Genomic DNA, 16,639 nt, shown 5'->3' with positions numbered 1-16,639 from the left:
TCGGTACAGAGCCGCCGGTGGGCGTTACGCCAGGTCGTATTTTTCGCGCACCAGATGGCCGATGCCGATGCGATCGAGTACGTCCATCGGGCACAGGAAGGTCACGCGCACGGTGCCGGGCAAGCGGCTGATGTCAATCGAGCCGGTGATGGTTGCGCGGTTGAGCACTTCGTCATACGGCAGGCCAGTCACCGCAGCGGCGCGTTGCAAACCGTTCTCCACGGCCACGTTAAGGTTCTCGCCGCTGCCGATGAAGGTGATCGGGCCGCTCTGCTCAATCTCGGTCTGGCCCCAGCGCTCGCCCAGTTCGCGGGCTTTCTGCCGTTGCAGGGCATTCATCGGCCGCGCCATCGGCGGCAGATCGTCGAGGTTTTGCAGGAGGATCGGCCCTTCCAGTGTCAGGTTCTTGATCACTTCGACCTGCACTTCGGTTTCCCCGGAGCAGTCGGTGGCATGCCCGGCGATCTCGCCGTTGCCCTGCTGGGCATGCATGTCGCCCATGTACACACCGGCGCCCGGGACTTTCACCGGGCAGATCAACACGCAGCCTTCGCGGATCGAGTTGGTGTCCATGTGACCGTCGGTTTTGGCCGCATGCAATTCCTCACGCGTCATGCCGAAACGGTGCGGCGCGCCGATCAGGTATTGGCCGAAGTCGGCGCAATTGTGCGAGTCCGGCAAGTCCCGCGATGGCGTGGTGCCGATGTTGCCGAGGAACGGCCGCATGTGCGCGGCGACGCCGGGGATGTCGGCGCGGGCCAGGGACAGGATCGAATGCTGGGCGGCGAATTCCGGCAGCGCCGACATCTCGGAGGCATTCCCGGCCAGTTGGTTGGCCACGTCCTGATTGACGGTCAGGCTGACCTGATTCTGCGCATCGAACACGATCACGTACCCGTGGCTGAAGCGGAAGGCGCTGACCTCGGCGCCGCAGTTGCTGCAACGAATCGAATCTTCACCGATGCCTTCGACGTAGCTGGCCGGGTGTTCGGTGCCGCATTTGCTACAGAATTTCGCGACGAACGGATCACCGTTGTAGCGGCCTTCAACGAAGCTCATCACGCCGGACGACGTGGCCAGCGAGGTGACGCGCATGCTTTTGATCTTGATCGCCACGGCGTCGCCGATTTCGGCACCGGCGATGGCCACCGGCTGGGTCACTTCATGGCCGCCCTCGAAGGCCGGCGTAATCATCGGCCCCCAGCAGCCCGGCGGTGTGCCGGTGATCAGGGTGCCGCCATCGGCCAACGGGCCGAGCATTGGCTGGCTTGGGCCGATGAGGCCGTTGGTGTACTGGTCGACGCGCAGGCGCTCGACGGGGGCAGATGTCAGGTCGGTTTCAGGCAGGAGTGTGGTCATTGTTGTCCCCTTCACGGTGTATAGGGTGCCAAACGGCCTATGCAGTTCATCGCAGGTTTGTATCTGGGCTGTGTTCGGCAGTGGCCCGGTATTAAGGGGAAATGTATCGATCAGGAGTCGGGATACATTGGGATACATGCAATCTCAGATCACTAATGGACTCTGTGGGAGCGGGCTTGCCCGCGATGGCAGTGTGTCAGGCGACAGGTAGGTTGGATGTACCGACCTCATCGCGGGCAAGCCCGCTCCCACAGGGTTCAGCGCGAACCAAAACGTGCAGCCTCAGGCGCTTTCGTCGCTCCAGCCAGCAGCCCACAGCCCCCGAACTAAACTTAGTGCACTCAGGACGCGGTTATTGTCCTGTTCATTCCCACGACCACCGCCCAGAGCTGGATGCCTCGAAAAACAACGCCTCTGGACCGTGATCCTGCAAAAGGAGCACACGTGATGGACGAGGCCAGACTCAACGATTTCATGGGCAAACTGGTGAACGACATGGGTGGGGCGGCGATGCTCGCCAACGTCATCCTCGGCGAAGAGCTCGGGCTGTACCGGGCGATGGCTGACAGTCAGTTGATCAGCCCCGAAACCCTCGCCGACAAAACCGGCTGCAACCCCCGCCTGCTGCGCGAATGGCTCAGCGCCCACGCCGCGTCCGGTTACATGGAACACCGCGACGGCCAGTTCCGTCTGCCCGAAGAGCAAGCCCTGGCACTGGCGATCGAAGACTCACCGGTCTACGTCGCGGGCGGTATCGGCGTGGTCGCGTCGTTTTTCCACGACAAGGACAAGCTGGTCAAAGCCATGCGCGGCAACGGCGCCCTGCCCTGGGGCGACCACCATCCGTGCATGTTCAGCGGCACGGAACGGTTCTTCCGGCCCGGCTACAAAGCGCACCTGGTCGCCGAATGGCTACCGGCCCTCGACGGCGTCGTCGCCAAACTGGAGGCTGGCGCCAAGGTCGCGGACATCGGCTGCGGGCATGGCGCATCGACGGTGATCATGGCCCAGGCGTTCCCGGACTCGCGGTTCGTCGGCTTCGACTACCACGCGCCGTCCGTCACCGTCGCCACCCAACGCGCCGAGGAAGGCGGTGTGTCCGGGCGGGCGCGGTTCTTCCAGGGCACGGCAAAAAGCTATCCCGGTGACGACTACGACCTGATCTGCTATTTCGACTGCCTGCATGACATGGGCGACCCGGTGGGCGCGGCACGGCACGCCTATGAATCGCTGAAACCGGACGGCACGGTGCTGCTGGTGGAACCGTTCGCCAACGACAAGCTCGATGACAACGTTACCCCGGTTGGACGGTTGTTCTACGCCGCCTCGACGTTCATTTGCACCCCGAACTCGCTGTCTCAGGAAGTCGGCCTCGGGCTCGGCGCCCAGGCAGGCGAGGCGCGGCTGCGCAAGGTGTTTACGGAGGCGGGATTCAGCACATTCCGGCGGGCGACGGAAACACCGTTCAACCTGATACTCGAAGCTCGCAAGTAAACACCACACCTGTAGGAGCCCGGCTTGCCGGCGATGGCGTCCGAATGATCGCCATCGCCAGCAAGCCGGCTTCTACAGCGTTCAGTGCTACCCTGCACACACTCAAGGTTTACCGGAGTGTTGAACATGCTCGACAGCCGTACCCGCGAAGAACTCGACCGGCTCCAGCAACTCATGGCCGACCAGCCGTTCGTGGTCCTGACCGGTGCCGGCATCAGCACCCCGTCGGGCATTCCGGACTACCGCGACCACCAGGGCGTGCGCCGTGGCCGGCAACCGATGATGTATCAGGAGTTTCTCGGCGCCCCCGAATCCCGGCGCCGCTATTGGGCGCGGGCGATGCTGGGCTGGCCACGGGTGCGTCAGGCTCAGCCGAATGTGGCGCACGAGGCGCTGGCCAGTCTGCAAAGTACGCAGCAAATCAGTGGATTGATCACCCAGAACGTCGACACCTTGCACGACCAGGCCGGCAGCCACGACGTGATCGAACTGCATGGCAGCCTGCATCGGGTGCTGTGCCTGGATTGCGGGCAGCGCAGTGATCGGGATTCCATCCAGCAGTTGATGGAAGCGCAGAATCCGTACCTGGCCGGCGTGGATGCGGTGCAGGCGCCGGACGGCGACACGCTGCTCGACCCGGGGTTCGAAGCGCGGTTTCAGGTACCGCATTGCCCGCATTGCGCGGGCGAGCGAATGAAACCGGACGTGGTGTTTTTTGGCGAGAACGTGGCGCAGCAGACAGCGGCGAAAGCGATGGCTGCGGTGGAAAAAGCGGCGGGATTACTGGTGGTGGGCTCTTCGTTGATGGCGTACTCGGCGTTTCGCTTGTGCCGGGTGGTGGCGGATCAAGGCAAGCCGCTGATTGCAATCAATCTGGGCAAGACGCGAGCGGATGACCTCCTCGACCTGAAAATAGAGGCCTCCTGCGAGCAACTATTACCGTTACTCGCCCAGCGCCTGACACCGTAACAACTGACACTGCAGGCGGGAGGTCTTCACTGCACATCAGGCGATACCACGCTTTACCTGCCGCGCCGTTGCTGGATAATGGCAACCTGCCACAACGGGCGACCGCTCCTCGGCCTCCCTCGGTATTTTTTTGCAACAGCCCGACATTTGCCATCAAGCACGGACGGCTACAAAACAAGGAGTTGGCAGCGTTGATACCACAGCAAGATTCACTCACAGCACCTACCCGCACTCAGAAAGTTGCCTCGATGATCACCCGAGGCATGGCAGGCCTCGGGGTCTTGCTCGGCGCCATGTGGGCATTGATCACCTATGCCGTGCCGGATCCCAGCGTGTTCGGCTTCAGTTTCATCAGCTGGAAAAACGTGGTGTTGCTGGTCAGCACCTTCCTGTTCCTGGGCGTGGTTTCCATCGGTTGGCAGATCCGCAACCTCACGCCGATGCTCAGGGGTGTGTTGCAGTTCTTCATGGTCGCAGGCCTGTCTTTCGGCTTTTTCATTTTGGGCACGGAGTACGCCAAGCCCTCGTTCGAATTCGCCAAACTGCAGTCCAAGGTCGTAGAAAACGAAGGCAGCAACCTGCTCGGCAAACGCATGGAAGTGCTGGATAACGTACGCATTGAATTGGAAGGTTGCGAAAACATCGGTCGTTTGCCGACCTGCACCTTTGAACTGACCAACCTGAACGTCGACCGCAGCTTCCGCTTCAACGATGACACGGTGCTGTTCGACGAATCTGGCGGTCCACTCAAAGGCCAATCAGCCCGGGTGGGCCAGGTCGAGGACAACATCTGGCTGCAGTTTCAGCTGATCCGCAACGTACCGACCCGGGTCACGCTGACGTTCCAGCAGAGCAACAGCAAGTTGAGTAAAACGCCAGCGATCAAGCTCGCGTTTCGTGACGGGAACAATGACCCGCTGCTGCTCAAGTTCAGTGAGGTTGCACTGCACTAAACGTCTGACTCAGTCGTTCATTTCCGCAGCGAGCAGATTCACCAGCGCAGCGGCCGGCATCTCACGAACCAGGGGCGCACCCTGCCCCGCCCATTGCACGGCAAACTCCGTGTTGGCCTTGGCGCTGGCCACGGCGTTGAGCGCTTTGTTGGCGTCATAGGCGCGCGGATAATCTGGCAGGGCCGTTCCAGCCGCCTCGAGGTCAGTGAAGTTGCGATTGACCATGCCCCGGGCAGGACGCCCGGAAATGACGCTGGTGACTTGGGTCTGGTGGGCTCGCGGCCCTTTCAAGGCCTCGCGATAGGCGTTGTTGGCGGAGGATTCCGGGCAGAGGATAAACGCCGTTCCCAATTGCGCGGCACTGGCGCCCAGCTGCATGGCCGCCTTGATCCCCGCGCCGTCCATGATGCCGCCCGCCGCGATCACCGGCAGTCGGCAAGCCGCCGCCAGTACACGCACCAACGCCAACGTCCCCATCTGCGAATCCTGCTGCGGATCGAATACCCCGCGATGCCCCCCGGCTTCGTAACCTTGAGCGACCAGCGCATGCACGCCGGCGTGTTCCGCGCTTTGCGCTTCGGCGAGGTTGGTCACGGAGCACAACAGGATGATGCCGGCGGCCTTGAGCGCATCGATTGCCGGTTGCGGCGGCAGCCCGAAATGAAAGCTGACCACCGCCGGACGTTCTTCCAGCAGCATCTGCAGCATGTCCGGGTCTTCGACGAACGAGGTATAAATCTCACGCAGCGCTGTTGGTGCAGCCACCCCGAACTCCGCAAAAAACGGCGCCAGAAATGTCAGCCACTGCGTCTCGCGAGCGCTGTCGTGGACAGCAGGCTGGTGGCAAAAAACATTCACATTGAACGGTTTGTCCGTCAACGCGGCCGTCTCGCGAATCATGTTCCGCGCCTGCTCGACGTTGCTCGCCCCGATGCCAATCGCGCCGAGGCCGCCGGCGTTGGACACCGCTGCCGCCAGTCGGGGCGTGGAAATACCTGCCATCGGCGATTGAAGGACGGGCAGTCGAATGTTCAATAGGGACAGCAGCGGAGTGGACATGGCAGCACCTGAAAGAGAATTGCACGGAGGTAAAAACGGACCCCTAGGCCCACACGGCGAAGCCTAAAGTTCACCGGTCATAAATTGCGCCTTTCCACGGCCGAAGGACCAGTCCGCATCGGCGTTCTCCACCAGCGAAACAATCAGGTCATCGGGCGACAGGCCACACGCGGCTTGCAGCTTCTCGGCCAGCAAGCGGTAGAACACGGTTTTCTGCACCTCTGAACGCGGTCGCGAAATCACCGTCAGCAACACCACGTTGGTCGTGCGTGTGTAACCCAATCCCGTGTCGTGCAGCACCAACTCCCCCGGACGATGTTGCGTAACGCATTGGTAGCGGTCACTGTCGGGCACTTCAAAGGCCTCGACCATCGCTTGATGGGTCACGTCCAGAAGGGTCCTGAGCTGTTCGTCATTGCGCCCCTGGATGATGTCGAACTTGAGCAACGGCATAGTGGTTCACCTGTGCGGAAAAAACCGGGAGCGAGGTGTTCGCTCCCCCTGGGAAAAAGGATGCCGTGCCAGCCCGTGCCAACACGTCATCTACCCCCAAACCTGTGGAGCAGAAAGCCGTGTTTACTTGGAGGTCGGCATGGCAAATTCCGCGCCCTTGGCAATGCTGTTCGGCCAGCGCTGCATGATCGACTTCTGCTTGGTGTAGAAACGCACGCCCTCTTCGCCATAGGCGTGTGTGTCACCGAACAGCGAGCGCTTCCAGCCACCGAAACCGTGCCATGCCATCGGCACCGGAATCGGCACGTTGATGCCCACCATCCCCACCTGAATGCGGCTGGCGAATTCACGGGCGATGTGACCGTCGCGGGTATAGCAAGCGGTGCCGTTGCCGAACTCATGCGAGTTGACCAGATCGACCGCCTCGGCAAAGTCCTTGACGCGCATGCACGCCAATACCGGACCGAAAATTTCCTCTTGGTAGATTTTCATCTCGGGGGTGACATGGTCGAACACCGTGCCGCCGAGCCAGAACCCGTCGGCGCAATTTGCGCCCGCCTGAACGCCGTCAAAACCACGACCGTCGACCAGCAGCTCGGCGCCTTCCTCAATACCTTGTTCGATGTAGCCAGTGATGCGTTGCAACGCAACTTGCGACACGATCGGGCCCATCTCGGCGGCCAGGTTCATGCCTTCGAGGACTTTGAGCGTGCGGGTGCGTTCCACCAGTTTCGGCATCACCTTGTCGGCGACGTCACCGACAAACACCGCCACCGAGATCGCCATGCAGCGCTCGCCAGCAGAACCGAACGCCGCGCCGATCAGCGCGTCGACCACCTGGTCGATGTCGGCGTCGGGCATCACCACCATATGATTCTTTGCGCCGCCCAGGGCCTGGACACGCTTGCCGTGGCGGGCACCGGTCCCGTAGATGTAATTGGCAATCGGCGTCGATCCGACAAAGCTCACGGCTTTGACGTCCGGATGATCGATCAGCGCGTCCACCGCTTCTTTATCACCCTGCACCACGTTAAACACGCCATCCGGCAACCCCGCTTCCTTGAACAATTCGGCGATCAGCAACGACGGCGACGGGTCGATGGGGCTCGGCTTGAGCACGAAGGTGTTGCCGCAGGCGATGGCCACCGGGAACATCCACATCGGCACCATCACCGGGAAGTTGAACGGCGTAATGCCCGCCACTACGCCCAGCGGCTGGCGCATGGTCCAGTTGTCGATGTTGGTGGAAACCTGCTCGGTGTAGTCACCCTTGAGCAGTTGCGGGATGCCGCAGGCGAACTCGACGACCTCGATGCCGCGCGTCACTTCGCCTTGGGCATCGGTGAAAACTTTGCCGTGCTCGGCGGTGATCATTCGCGCCAGTGTGTCGCGGTGTTCATTGAGCAACGCCAGGAACTTGAACAGGATGCGGGCGCGACGCAGCGGCGGCAGCGCCGACCAGGCGGGAAACGCGGCCGCCGCCGATTTCACTGCCGCGTCGACTTCAGCGGCATTGGCGAGCGCCACTTTGCCGATGACGGAACCGATGGCAGGGTTGGTGACGTTCTGCGCGCGACCTGAAGTACCTTGCGTCACGCGGCCGTGAATGTAGTGTGCGATGTCTGCTGGCTGGTTGCTCATGGCGGGTGTCCCCTGGTGGTGGATAAGAGCCATCTCTTGTTGTTGTCGGGAGAGCGTCAGGCGGCCGATGGCGCGCCTGCCAGAGTCAAAGTAGGCCAGGCAAAGGATCATGTAAAATGATGATTAATGATCTTATGGATCATAAATGGTGAAGGTGTTTGAGGTATTAAACAGCGCGGGTGAATGCTTGTTTAAGCGCGCTCGTGGTTACGTGATGAAAGCTACAAAACCTTGCGTCGTTGCCTACGGGTACGCCAGAATCCGCCGGCTTGTGCGCTTTGGGGGTGCCCGGTAACTTGATTCGTGCCACTGCTCATCAGTGGTCGGGTTTAGTCGCCCGTGTTAACCCAGTTGTGCGTGCATCTGTCATGCAGGTCATTCATTGCCTGTACTTGATGGTGGCTGTACGTGGGGCGCCCTCGGGCGCGCCGGATTGCTGAGTTGCCCGGTCGACTAACCTGCGTACAGCTGCCTCCCCTTTCGTTTAGTCGCAAGAGGGGTGGCACTCCATTAGGTAACTCAGCATATGATCAAGCCTTCACCGAACCCACCGGATACTGATCCAGCCTCCCCGTACGAACCCGATTCAAACAAACTCAACGAGGCCGCCGAGCGTGCCCTCGACTACCACTTCCCGTCGACTGCCGACATCAAAGCCACGCCGCGCACACCCAGCACCCTGTTTACCGTGGACCCAGCGCTCACGACCGAAACCCTGATGGTTTATCTGGTCGAGACGCTGGCCTCGGTGGATGTGATGGTCCATCACTTGGTGGACCTTCTGGACGGTGGGTCGCGTAACGCGCTGCTGGGCATTTCCAACAGCATCATGCTGGCGGAAATAACAGCGAACCGGGTGCTGGATCAGATTGATCCGCGTGAGTAAACACCGCTAAGCAGAGCTTGTGTGGCGAGGGGGCTTGCTCCCTCTCCACACGTGCACATGCGTGTACAGCTATTGGCCCTGAACCGCTTTTTGCAGCCACTTCGCCCGTTCCGACAGGCGCCGCTTCCAGTCTTCGGCCAATCCACGGCTTGCCGCCAACGCCAGCAGATCGTCGATCACCGGGCGGTGGGAAAGCTGCACCTGCCAGAATTCATCGATGGAAAAGCGCTCTGTCTGCCTGTCCAGCAGCTCGATCCTGTCGCCCGCTTCGATGAAGCCCGGTTGAAGCACCCGGTAATACCAACCGGTGATTCGCTCTTTGGCGACATGCATCGACATGTGTTCGGCGTCGAAACGATGATTGATTTTCCAGCACGGGCTGCGCGGCTGAGACACCTGCAACACTGCACTGCCCATCAGGAATACATCGCCGATGTGCACGTTGCGCTCCGAGAGTTCGAGCGCGGAAATATTCTCCCCCAGGCTGCCCGGAAGCAGCTCATGGGCGCAGTGCGCAAAGGCCTGCGCCAGACGCAGATAGTTTTCTGCCGCATAGTGATGAACCGCCTTTTCCGGACCGCCGTGAACCCTGGTGTCGCCGTGCTGGTCACCGACAATCCCGTGCAGCTCGACGCGAACGGGGCTCGAACGTCGCTGTTTGAAGATGCCCGTACGCTGCCCTTCGGGTTTCAATATCCCCAGGCCGCCGGCGAAGACGTGATCAATTTTCGAAGTCAATGTCATGGGTCCGATCGCACGTGTTAGCGGGTTTCGGCCACTTTACTAACCGGCGACAAAGGCCGTAAAGTGATCGTTAAATATGTCCATAATCACTTTTTATGATGGATGGTGACGATCATGGAAATGCGCCAACTGAAAATTTTCTGCGCGGTTGCCGAGCTTGGCAGTTTTACCGCAGCCGCCGTCAATGTGAATACGGTGCAGTCCAACGTCACCATGCGGGTGAAGGAGCTTGAAGCCGAACTGAATCGGGAGCTGTTCATTCGCAAGAAATCCGGGGTGGTGCTGACGTCGGCGGGCGAGACCTTCCTCGGTTATGCGCGGCGCATCCTGCAACTGACAGAAGAGAGTCGCAGTGCCTTGACGGACACCGGTGTTCCGACCGGACTGCTGCGGCTGGGCTCAATGGAAACCACCGCCGCCATTCGCTTGCCACAGGTGCTGACGAAGTACCGCGAGCAATACCCCGAGGTGCAACTGTCGCTGCTGACCGGGACGACCGTCGAGCTGATCAAGGCGATTGAAGCCCATCGACTCGACGGCGCGTTCGTCGGCGGATTTCACCAGAACTCGACCTTGGCGCAGGAAGAGGTTTTTCAAGAGGAACTGGTGCTGGTCAGTAGCAGCCAGTTCGAGACACTGGCTGCGCTCATCGAGAAGATCCCCCAGCAAACCGTGCTGGTCTTTCGCACCGGATGCTTCTATCGCTCCACCCTGGAAAACTGGTTCTACCAGGTCGGGCTGGTGCCCAACCAGATCATGGAACTGGGCACCCTCGACGGCATCCTGTCATGCGTCGCGGCGGGCATGGGCGTGACCTTGCTGCCCAAGGCCATCGCAGAGAATTGCAGCGTGCGGCATGCGATTCGCTGCCACACGCTACCGGCCGAATTCGCCAACGTTTCGACCGTGTTCATCCGCCGAAACGATTCGATGATCACCTCGGCCATGAGCGCGTTCATCGGCCTGGCGCAGAATCAGATTGCCCGGCCGGCAGCCTTGTAAACCATTGCGGCCGGCGCCGCGCACCCACGCAAAACGGCTCGGTCAATCACCCCGAGCCGTTGCTTTCTTCACGCGATCAATCAACGTTCACTGCCAGCCAAGCGGCCTTCTCTGCTCCAGCAAAAAGCTGCCAGCGGCGGCATAAGCGTCGCCGCGTTCAAACAGGCTTGTGGTCATCGGCAGTCCTGTCACCAGTTCCGCCACACGCTCTGCCGCAGGGACGACACTGTGGATTTTGCCAACCCCCTGCCCCGCGTACAGCGACAGCTTCTTGGCCATGCGTGGTTTGTCGATGGCACGGGCGCCACCGCCGATAAAGCGCAGCAGGTTCCACTTGTCGCGATTGGGAATCACCCGGTGCGGCGTGCCATAAGTCCAACCGAACGAATACCCGGTCCGGTACTCGGTGTCATCCGTCGTCGCCTCGACAATCTTTTGCTTGTAGAGCGGGTGCGCATTCGACTCGTCGGTGGCAATAAACGCCGTGCCCACCACCACCCCTGACGCGCCCAGCGACATCAGCGCGCGGACATCGTCGCCGTTGGTGATGCCACCGGCCGCCAGAACCGGTCGCCCCTCGGCAATGGACAGGATCGACGTCAGCAACGGCATGATGCCGATGGTGCCTCGATTCAAATGACCGCCACTTTCGCTGCCTTGCGCCACGATGATGTCAGCGCCTTGCGCGATGGCGATTTTCGCCAGTTCCACCGAGCCTGTTTGCACCATGACCACCAGCCCCGCTTCTTTCGCCCGGGGAATCATTTCGGCGGAATAGGCCTCGGCGTAAAACAAGGAAAGCAGCCGCGGCTTTTCTTTGAGGACCACCTGGAATTGCGCTTCAAACACGTCAGGGCCGCCGAACTGCGGCACCAGGTTTACACCAAAGGGTTGGTCGGTCAGCGCTCGGGTTTCCTGGATCCATCGGCGCAAGGTCAATGGCGGCAAGCGCAACCCGCCCACCACGCCCAGCCCCCCGGCGTTGGCGACTGCCGCCACGAGTGGCGGGCCGGAAATCGCCGCCATCCCGCCGAGGAAAATCGGGTATTTCACGCCGCACAGTTGAGTGATGGCGTTACCCGCAAAATCGAATCTGGCTTCGTTCATGACTCACAGCTCCACATGTTTTCCAAGCATCCGCTTGAGCGTGTTGTTCTTCAGGAGAAAGTGATTCTTGATCGCACCGAAGACATGCAAGGCCAGGCCGGCCAAGAACGCCCACGCTCCGATATCGAAGAGCACATCGACGACCTGCTTCAGTGCGGCATTGGTGGGCAAGAGCGCCGGAATCGAAAAACCTCCGGGCAGCCCCACTCCCTCGCCGGCTGCCGAGCGTGAGGCCCACACCGCGACCGGCAGCAGCACCATCGCCAGGGCGAGCGCTGCCGCGACGGAACGGCTGATGATCACTTCAATGGGGTTGGGCGTGCCCACCGGCAGCGGGTGGTAAGAGGTGATCCGGGCCCAGAACCGATAGATCGATACGAGAAACAGGATCAGCCCCATCAGGTTTTGCAGGTGTTCCAACGACGTCCGCCCGGCCTCACTGGACGCCTGGCCGATCACTACTTGCAAGCAGAGGATTGCGAGCAGCGACAACGCCACGACCCAGTGCAGCACGACCGTAATGGGTGAAAACCTTAAGCCATTGTCTCGAAGTTGCATGGCTGACTCCTTTTGCAAAAAGCGCACATCAGGGTAGGGAATTGACGGGCACACCTTCATCGCGATGACGGTGTGCCGCGTCTTAGTGGCTGACCGCTTGCGATGCGCCAAGGCCCGTTCGGGCGCGAATGAGCTGATCATCGAAACGCTCGCGTTCAAGCTCTGCGCTGCGACTGCGGTCGGTGACCGAGCCAAGCCAGGTAAACAGGAACGCCACGTTCATCGAGATGATTGCCGGATAGTCGAAGGGGAAGATCGCGTCGGTATTGCCCAGCACTTTGACCCACACCGCCGGCGAGAGAATCACCAGGCTGACCGAGCTCACCAGCCCCGCGATGCCACCGATCAACGCCCCCCGCGTGGTCAGCCCTTTCCAGTACATCGAAAGCACGAGGATCGGAAAGTTGACCGAGGCTGCCACGCCAAAGGTCAGCGCGACCAGGAAGGCGATGTTCTGATCCTTGAACAAAATGCCCAGCACCACCGCAACGATGCCGATGCCGACCGAGGCGATCTTCGACACACGCCGTTCGTCTTTCGCATCTGCGCGGTTTTTGCGGAAGACCCGAACATAGAGGTCATGTGAAATCGCCGAGGTCCCCGCCATGGTGAGCCCGGAAACCACGGCCAGGATCGTGGCAAACGCGACGGCCGAAATGAAGCCCAACAGCAGGTCGCCGCCGACGGCTTTTGCCAGATGCATCACCGGCATGTTCCCGCCGCCGATGAGCTTTCCACCGACAATGCCGGACTCATAGAAGGCCGGGTCTTGCCCGACGATCACGATGGCTGCCAAGCCCAACACCGCAACGATCAGGTAGAAGAAGCCGATGAAGCCCGTCGCGACGAATACCGATTTACGCGCTTGCTTGGCGTCCGGCACGGTAAAAAAGCGCATGAGGATATGCGGCAATCCTGCGGTACCGAAGACCAGGCCCAGTGACAGCGAGATCAGCGCCAAAGGGTCGGCCACCAGCTTGCTGGGCAGCAGGATCCGCTCGCCATCGTGATGCGCGGCAACCGCTTTCTCGAACAGCAGTTCGAAAGAAAAACCGAACTTGCTCAACGCCAGAACGGCCAGCAAGGTTCCGCCCACCAACAGCAATCCTGCCTTGATGATCTGCACCCACGTGGTGGCGACCATCCCGCCAAACGTGACGTAGATCGCCATCAACAGACCGACAGCGATCACCGCGTAGTTGTAGGGAAGACCGAACAGCAGCTGAATCAACTGCCCTGCCCCGACCATCTGCACCACCAGATAAAAGCAGACCACGGTCAACGAACCGAACGCGGTCATGGTGCGAATCCGGTTTTGATCGAGCCGGAACGACGCGATGTCCGAGATGGTGATGCGCCCCAGATTGCGAATGCGCTCGGCAAACAGGAACAACAGCAACGGCCAGGCGACAAAGAAGCTGATCGAGTAGAGCACCCCATCGAAGCCGTTGAAGAAAATCATGCTGGTGACGCCCAGTAGCGCCGCCGCCGACATGTAGTCCCCCGCCAGCGCCAAACCGTTCTGGAAACCGGTGATGCCGCCGCCGGCGTTGTAGAAATCGTCCATCGATTTGGTCTTGGAAGCGGCCCAATAAGTGATGCCCAGGGTCGTCAGCACGAAGACCAGAAACATCGCGATAGCCGTGATGTTCAGCGGCTGTTTTTCTACCGCCTGCAAGACGTCGGCAGCCGAGGCGCACGTGGTGACCGCGCCCAGCAGAGCAGGAGCAATGAGGTAGCGAAGAATGGGTTTCATACGATGGCCCCCTCGCGAATTTCTGCGGTGAGGTCATCGAACTCGCCATTGGCGCGCACGATGTACAGGCCGGTAAACAACCAGGCCCCGACGATGAAGGCGACGCCCAGCGGCCAACCGATATTGATGATGCTGGTCGCGGAGAGTTTCTGGGCTAGAACGTGGGGCGCGAACGCCGCGACGAGGATGAACGTGAAGTACGGGACAAGGGTGGCGGCAGTAAGACAAGCGACGAATCTTCGCTGCCGTGATACCAAATCCTGGTACCGGGGATGGTTGCGAATTCTGGCTGACTCGGATGCATGATTCACGTTGACTCCGTGTTGCAGTGGACAGTTATTGTTGTTCCACAGCCTCAAATTCGAAGACTCGATTTGCCACTGGCTGCGGTGTATTTGCACCTTCAACCTATGCCCGGCTTAAGATCATGTAAAACGATCATTAATGATGCGTATGATCTTTTTTGATGAATTCATTCGTCCCCAATGTCGAGCGTTGCTTGCCTTTGCCGCGCGTGAAACCTAATCTCTTTAACGCAGATGACTTGCGGTTAGTTATTGGTTTTCGAGATAGGTGAATTCGATGGATGTCACGGATCTGAAGGTGGTCGATGCGGTCGCGCGCCACGGCAGCATGAACAAGGCTGCGAGTGAGCTGAATACCGTGCAGTCCAATGTTTCCGCGAGGATTCGATCGCTGGAAGACGAGCTTGGGGTGGCGCTGTTTCAACGCAGCGCCAGAGGCGTTCAGGTCACGCCGGCAGGGCGGCGGATTTTGCCCTTCGCCGCCCGACTGTCCAGGCTTTTGTCCGATGCATCCTGCGCTGCGCGCGACGATGGGCATCCAAAAGGTGTGTTTGAGATCGGTACGCTCGAGACGACACTGGCACTGCGTCTTCCACGGCTGATCGCCAAGTTTGCCAAGGCTTACCCTGAGGTTCGCCCGGTGATTCGCACCGGCACCACGTGCAGCCTGATTCAGGGCGTCATCGACTGTAAGCTCGAAGGGGCGTTTGTCGTGGGCCCGGTCAATCACCCGGAATTGCTCAGTGAACAAGCCTTCCGCGAAGAACTCGTGCTGGTCACGTCCTGCGCCATTGACACGCTGGACGCGCTCGCCACCGTCGATAATCTGAAGACGGTGGTCTTTCGCATCGGCTGCTCCTACCGCCAGCGCCTCGATTCCCTGCTGGCCAACCTGGGCATCCTGGCGCCTGAGCCCCTTGAGTTTGGCTCGATCGAGGCGATCATTGCCTGTGTGTCCGCCGGCGTCGGAGTCACGCTGTTGCCCAAGGGCGTTGTGGCGAGCGCGTTGCGCGAAGGGTTGGTCAACGTGCATGAGCTCGCGCCAGAAATCGCCGACGTAGAGACGGTGTTTGTCAGGCGCCTTGATGGCTATTTTTCCAGCGCGTTATCCACCTTTCTGGACAGCGTTCGTCTGGATGGCGTCACCCAGGTAGCGATGCCTCACCCAGCTGTTCATTCCAGCGCATAACACCAGCAACGCCGCCGTCACCAGGAACACATGATGTAAACCGAGATGGGCACCAATCTGGCCGCCAATCAATGGACCGATCACCTGCCCGGAGAACTGCGCCGATTGCAGGTAACCGAGAATTTTGCCGGTGTTGTGCTCTTCGACCGAATGCCGGATCAGCTTGGCAATCGCCGGCAGGAGCCCGGCAATGGTCATGCCCATGACGCCGCGCAATACCGCCAGTTGCCACCATTGCGTGACGAACGCTTGGGGCACCATGACCACGGCGGTCAACAACAGACAACCGACAATCACGCGCCAGCCTCCAACCCGGTCGGCCAATGCCCCCAGTCTGGCGGCCGTCAGGATGCTGCCCAACGCGGAACAGGCCATGACCACGCCGGCAATCCGCGCCTGATGATCAACCGGCACACCGAGGTCGCCGATGTAGACGGTGATGATCGGCTCGATCGACATATTGGCGAGCAGCACCATCATCGCGGTCATGAGCAGTGCAGCGATGACCGGCCATTTCGAACCGGTATCCTCAGGCCGGTTTTTCCGGTCGCGTTGTCTGGCGTCCGATGCCCGGTCGAAATCCTCACGAACAAACAGGAGGGTGGTCAGGGCGGCGACCGCAATCATTCCTCCCCCGACGAAAAAGGTGCCGCGAATACCGACAAACTCCGGTAAAAACCCACCGACCAGTGGCCCGATCAGGTTGCCGGACAAGGCCCCCGTGGACAAAACGCCGAGTGCCCACCCCGCTCTTCCACGCGGGACCTGCGACCCGATCATGACGATGGACGCCGAGGCGTAACCCCCGATGAGGCCGGCGAGCAGGCGCAGTGCAACCAGGTCGGTAACGTTCCGCGCCAGCCCGATCAACGACATGACAATGGCCATCCCGATGGCCGCTCTGACCAGCATGGGTTTTCGGCCATAACGGTCGGCCAGGCGTCCCCACAATGGCGCGGTAATCGCTGTGCCGAAAAAAGTCGCGCCGAATGCCACGGCCGACCATTGCACCACGTCCGCCTGCGACGTCACGCCCAGTTGTTGAACGTACAGCGGTAAAAAGGGCAACAACATGCTCAGGCTGACCAGTGTGGTGAACGAGCCGAACACACAAACGGTCAGGTTCCGCCGCCAATACATCACGTTTCGATCGGAGTAATTCAC

General features: G+C 60.5%; 16 protein-coding genes. 6 read left to right on the top strand and 10 right to left on the bottom strand.

Annotated features, from left to right (window positions below; translation table 11 throughout):
- Positions 1-24 precede the first annotated feature (24 nt).
- Positions 25-1,359, bottom strand: coding sequence for an acetamidase/formamidase family protein (locus tag Q7W83_RS09570; protein ID WP_473655921.1), 1,335 nt, complete (start codon positions 1,357-1,359; stop codon positions 25-27).
- 447 nt (positions 1,360-1,806) lie between these two features.
- Here Q7W83_RS09570 and Q7W83_RS09565 point away from each other — a divergent pair, with 447 nt between their 5' ends.
- The 3 genes from Q7W83_RS09565 to Q7W83_RS09555 all read left to right on the top strand — a co-directional run bounded on the left by Q7W83_RS09565 (position 1,807) and on the right by Q7W83_RS09555 (position 4,775).
- On the top strand, positions 1,807-2,853 hold the full coding sequence (locus Q7W83_RS09565; protein ID WP_150631982.1) for a class I SAM-dependent methyltransferase: 1,047 nt from the start codon (positions 1,807-1,809) through the stop codon (positions 2,851-2,853).
- A gap of 126 nt (positions 2,854-2,979) precedes the next feature.
- On the top strand, positions 2,980-3,822 hold the full coding sequence (locus tag Q7W83_RS09560; RefSeq protein WP_458377625.1) for an NAD-dependent protein deacetylase: 843 nt from the start codon (positions 2,980-2,982) through the stop codon (positions 3,820-3,822).
- Between the two features lie 248 nt (positions 3,823-4,070).
- The gene (locus Q7W83_RS09555) at positions 4,071-4,775 is read left to right on the top strand and encodes a hypothetical protein (RefSeq protein WP_150638633.1); all 705 of its coding nucleotides are present in this window, start codon (positions 4,071-4,073) and stop codon (positions 4,773-4,775) included.
- 9 nt (positions 4,776-4,784) lie between these two features.
- On the opposite strand, the gene Q7W83_RS09550 is transcribed toward Q7W83_RS09555, so the two are convergent.
- The 3 genes from Q7W83_RS09550 to Q7W83_RS09540 form a co-directional block, all read right to left on the bottom strand.
- Positions 4,785-5,834, bottom strand: a complete 1,050-nt coding sequence (locus Q7W83_RS09550) for an NAD(P)H-dependent flavin oxidoreductase (RefSeq protein WP_473655920.1) — start codon at positions 5,832-5,834, stop codon at positions 4,785-4,787.
- Positions 5,835-5,897: 63 nt separating this feature from the next.
- Positions 5,898-6,287, bottom strand: a complete 390-nt coding sequence (locus Q7W83_RS09545; protein ID WP_150631978.1) for a tautomerase family protein — start codon at positions 6,285-6,287, stop codon at positions 5,898-5,900.
- Between the two features lie 123 nt (positions 6,288-6,410).
- Positions 6,411-7,928 (bottom strand): CoA-acylating methylmalonate-semialdehyde dehydrogenase, encoded by a 1,518-nt coding sequence (locus tag Q7W83_RS09540; protein WP_473655919.1) that lies wholly within the window; start codon positions 7,926-7,928, stop codon positions 6,411-6,413.
- A 526-nt stretch (positions 7,929-8,454) separates the two neighbouring features.
- On the opposite strand from Q7W83_RS09540, the gene Q7W83_RS09535 reads away from it, so the two are divergent.
- Positions 8,455-8,814, top strand: a complete 360-nt coding sequence (locus Q7W83_RS09535; RefSeq protein ID WP_150631976.1) for a DUF6124 family protein — start codon at positions 8,455-8,457, stop codon at positions 8,812-8,814.
- Between the two features lie 69 nt (positions 8,815-8,883).
- Here the strand turns inward: Q7W83_RS09535 and Q7W83_RS09530 are convergent, their stop codons facing one another.
- The gene (locus Q7W83_RS09530; protein ID WP_150631975.1) at positions 8,884-9,558 is read right to left on the bottom strand and encodes an MOSC domain-containing protein; all 675 of its coding nucleotides are present in this window, start codon (positions 9,556-9,558) and stop codon (positions 8,884-8,886) included.
- A gap of 114 nt (positions 9,559-9,672) precedes the next feature.
- On the opposite strand from Q7W83_RS09530, the gene Q7W83_RS09525 reads away from it, so the two are divergent.
- A complete protein-coding gene (locus tag Q7W83_RS09525) occupies positions 9,673-10,560 on the top strand; it encodes a LysR family transcriptional regulator (protein ID WP_458377627.1) in 888 nt (295 codons plus the stop codon).
- An 87-nt stretch (positions 10,561-10,647) separates the two neighbouring features.
- Here the strand turns inward: Q7W83_RS09525 and Q7W83_RS09520 are convergent, their stop codons facing one another.
- The 4 genes from Q7W83_RS09520 to Q7W83_RS09505 form a co-directional block, all read right to left on the bottom strand.
- On the bottom strand, positions 10,648-11,667 hold the full coding sequence (locus Q7W83_RS09520; RefSeq protein WP_473655918.1) for an NAD(P)H-dependent flavin oxidoreductase: 1,020 nt from the start codon (positions 11,665-11,667) through the stop codon (positions 10,648-10,650).
- Positions 11,668-11,670: 3 nt separating this feature from the next.
- The gene (locus tag Q7W83_RS09515) at positions 11,671-12,225 is read right to left on the bottom strand and encodes a cytochrome b (protein WP_473655917.1); all 555 of its coding nucleotides are present in this window, start codon (positions 12,223-12,225) and stop codon (positions 11,671-11,673) included.
- Between the two features lie 82 nt (positions 12,226-12,307).
- Complete coding sequence (locus tag Q7W83_RS09510; RefSeq protein ID WP_150631971.1) at positions 12,308-13,981, bottom strand: cation acetate symporter; 1,674 nt, start codon at positions 13,979-13,981, stop codon at positions 12,308-12,310.
- Positions 13,978-14,292, bottom strand: coding sequence for a DUF485 domain-containing protein (locus Q7W83_RS09505; RefSeq protein WP_150631970.1), 315 nt, complete (start codon positions 14,290-14,292; stop codon positions 13,978-13,980). The genes Q7W83_RS09510 and Q7W83_RS09505 overlap by 4 nt, the downstream gene beginning before the upstream one ends.
- A gap of 271 nt (positions 14,293-14,563) precedes the next feature.
- Here Q7W83_RS09505 and Q7W83_RS09500 point away from each other — a divergent pair, with 271 nt between their 5' ends.
- Positions 14,564-15,475 carry a LysR family transcriptional regulator gene (locus tag Q7W83_RS09500; RefSeq protein WP_150631969.1) on the top strand — a complete coding sequence of 304 codons (912 nt, stop codon included), beginning with the start codon at positions 14,564-14,566 and terminating at the stop codon, positions 15,473-15,475.
- On the opposite strand, the gene Q7W83_RS09495 is transcribed toward Q7W83_RS09500, so the two are convergent.
- Positions 15,392-16,639 carry an MFS transporter gene (locus tag Q7W83_RS09495; RefSeq protein WP_473655916.1) on the bottom strand — a complete coding sequence of 416 codons (1,248 nt, stop codon included), beginning with the start codon at positions 16,637-16,639 and terminating at the stop codon, positions 15,392-15,394. The genes Q7W83_RS09500 and Q7W83_RS09495 overlap by 84 nt on opposite strands.

Source organism: Pseudomonas sp. 300 (assembly GCF_055803035.1).
Note: the sequence above shows the minus strand (reverse complement) of the source record. Positions and strands in the feature narration are given on the sequence as shown.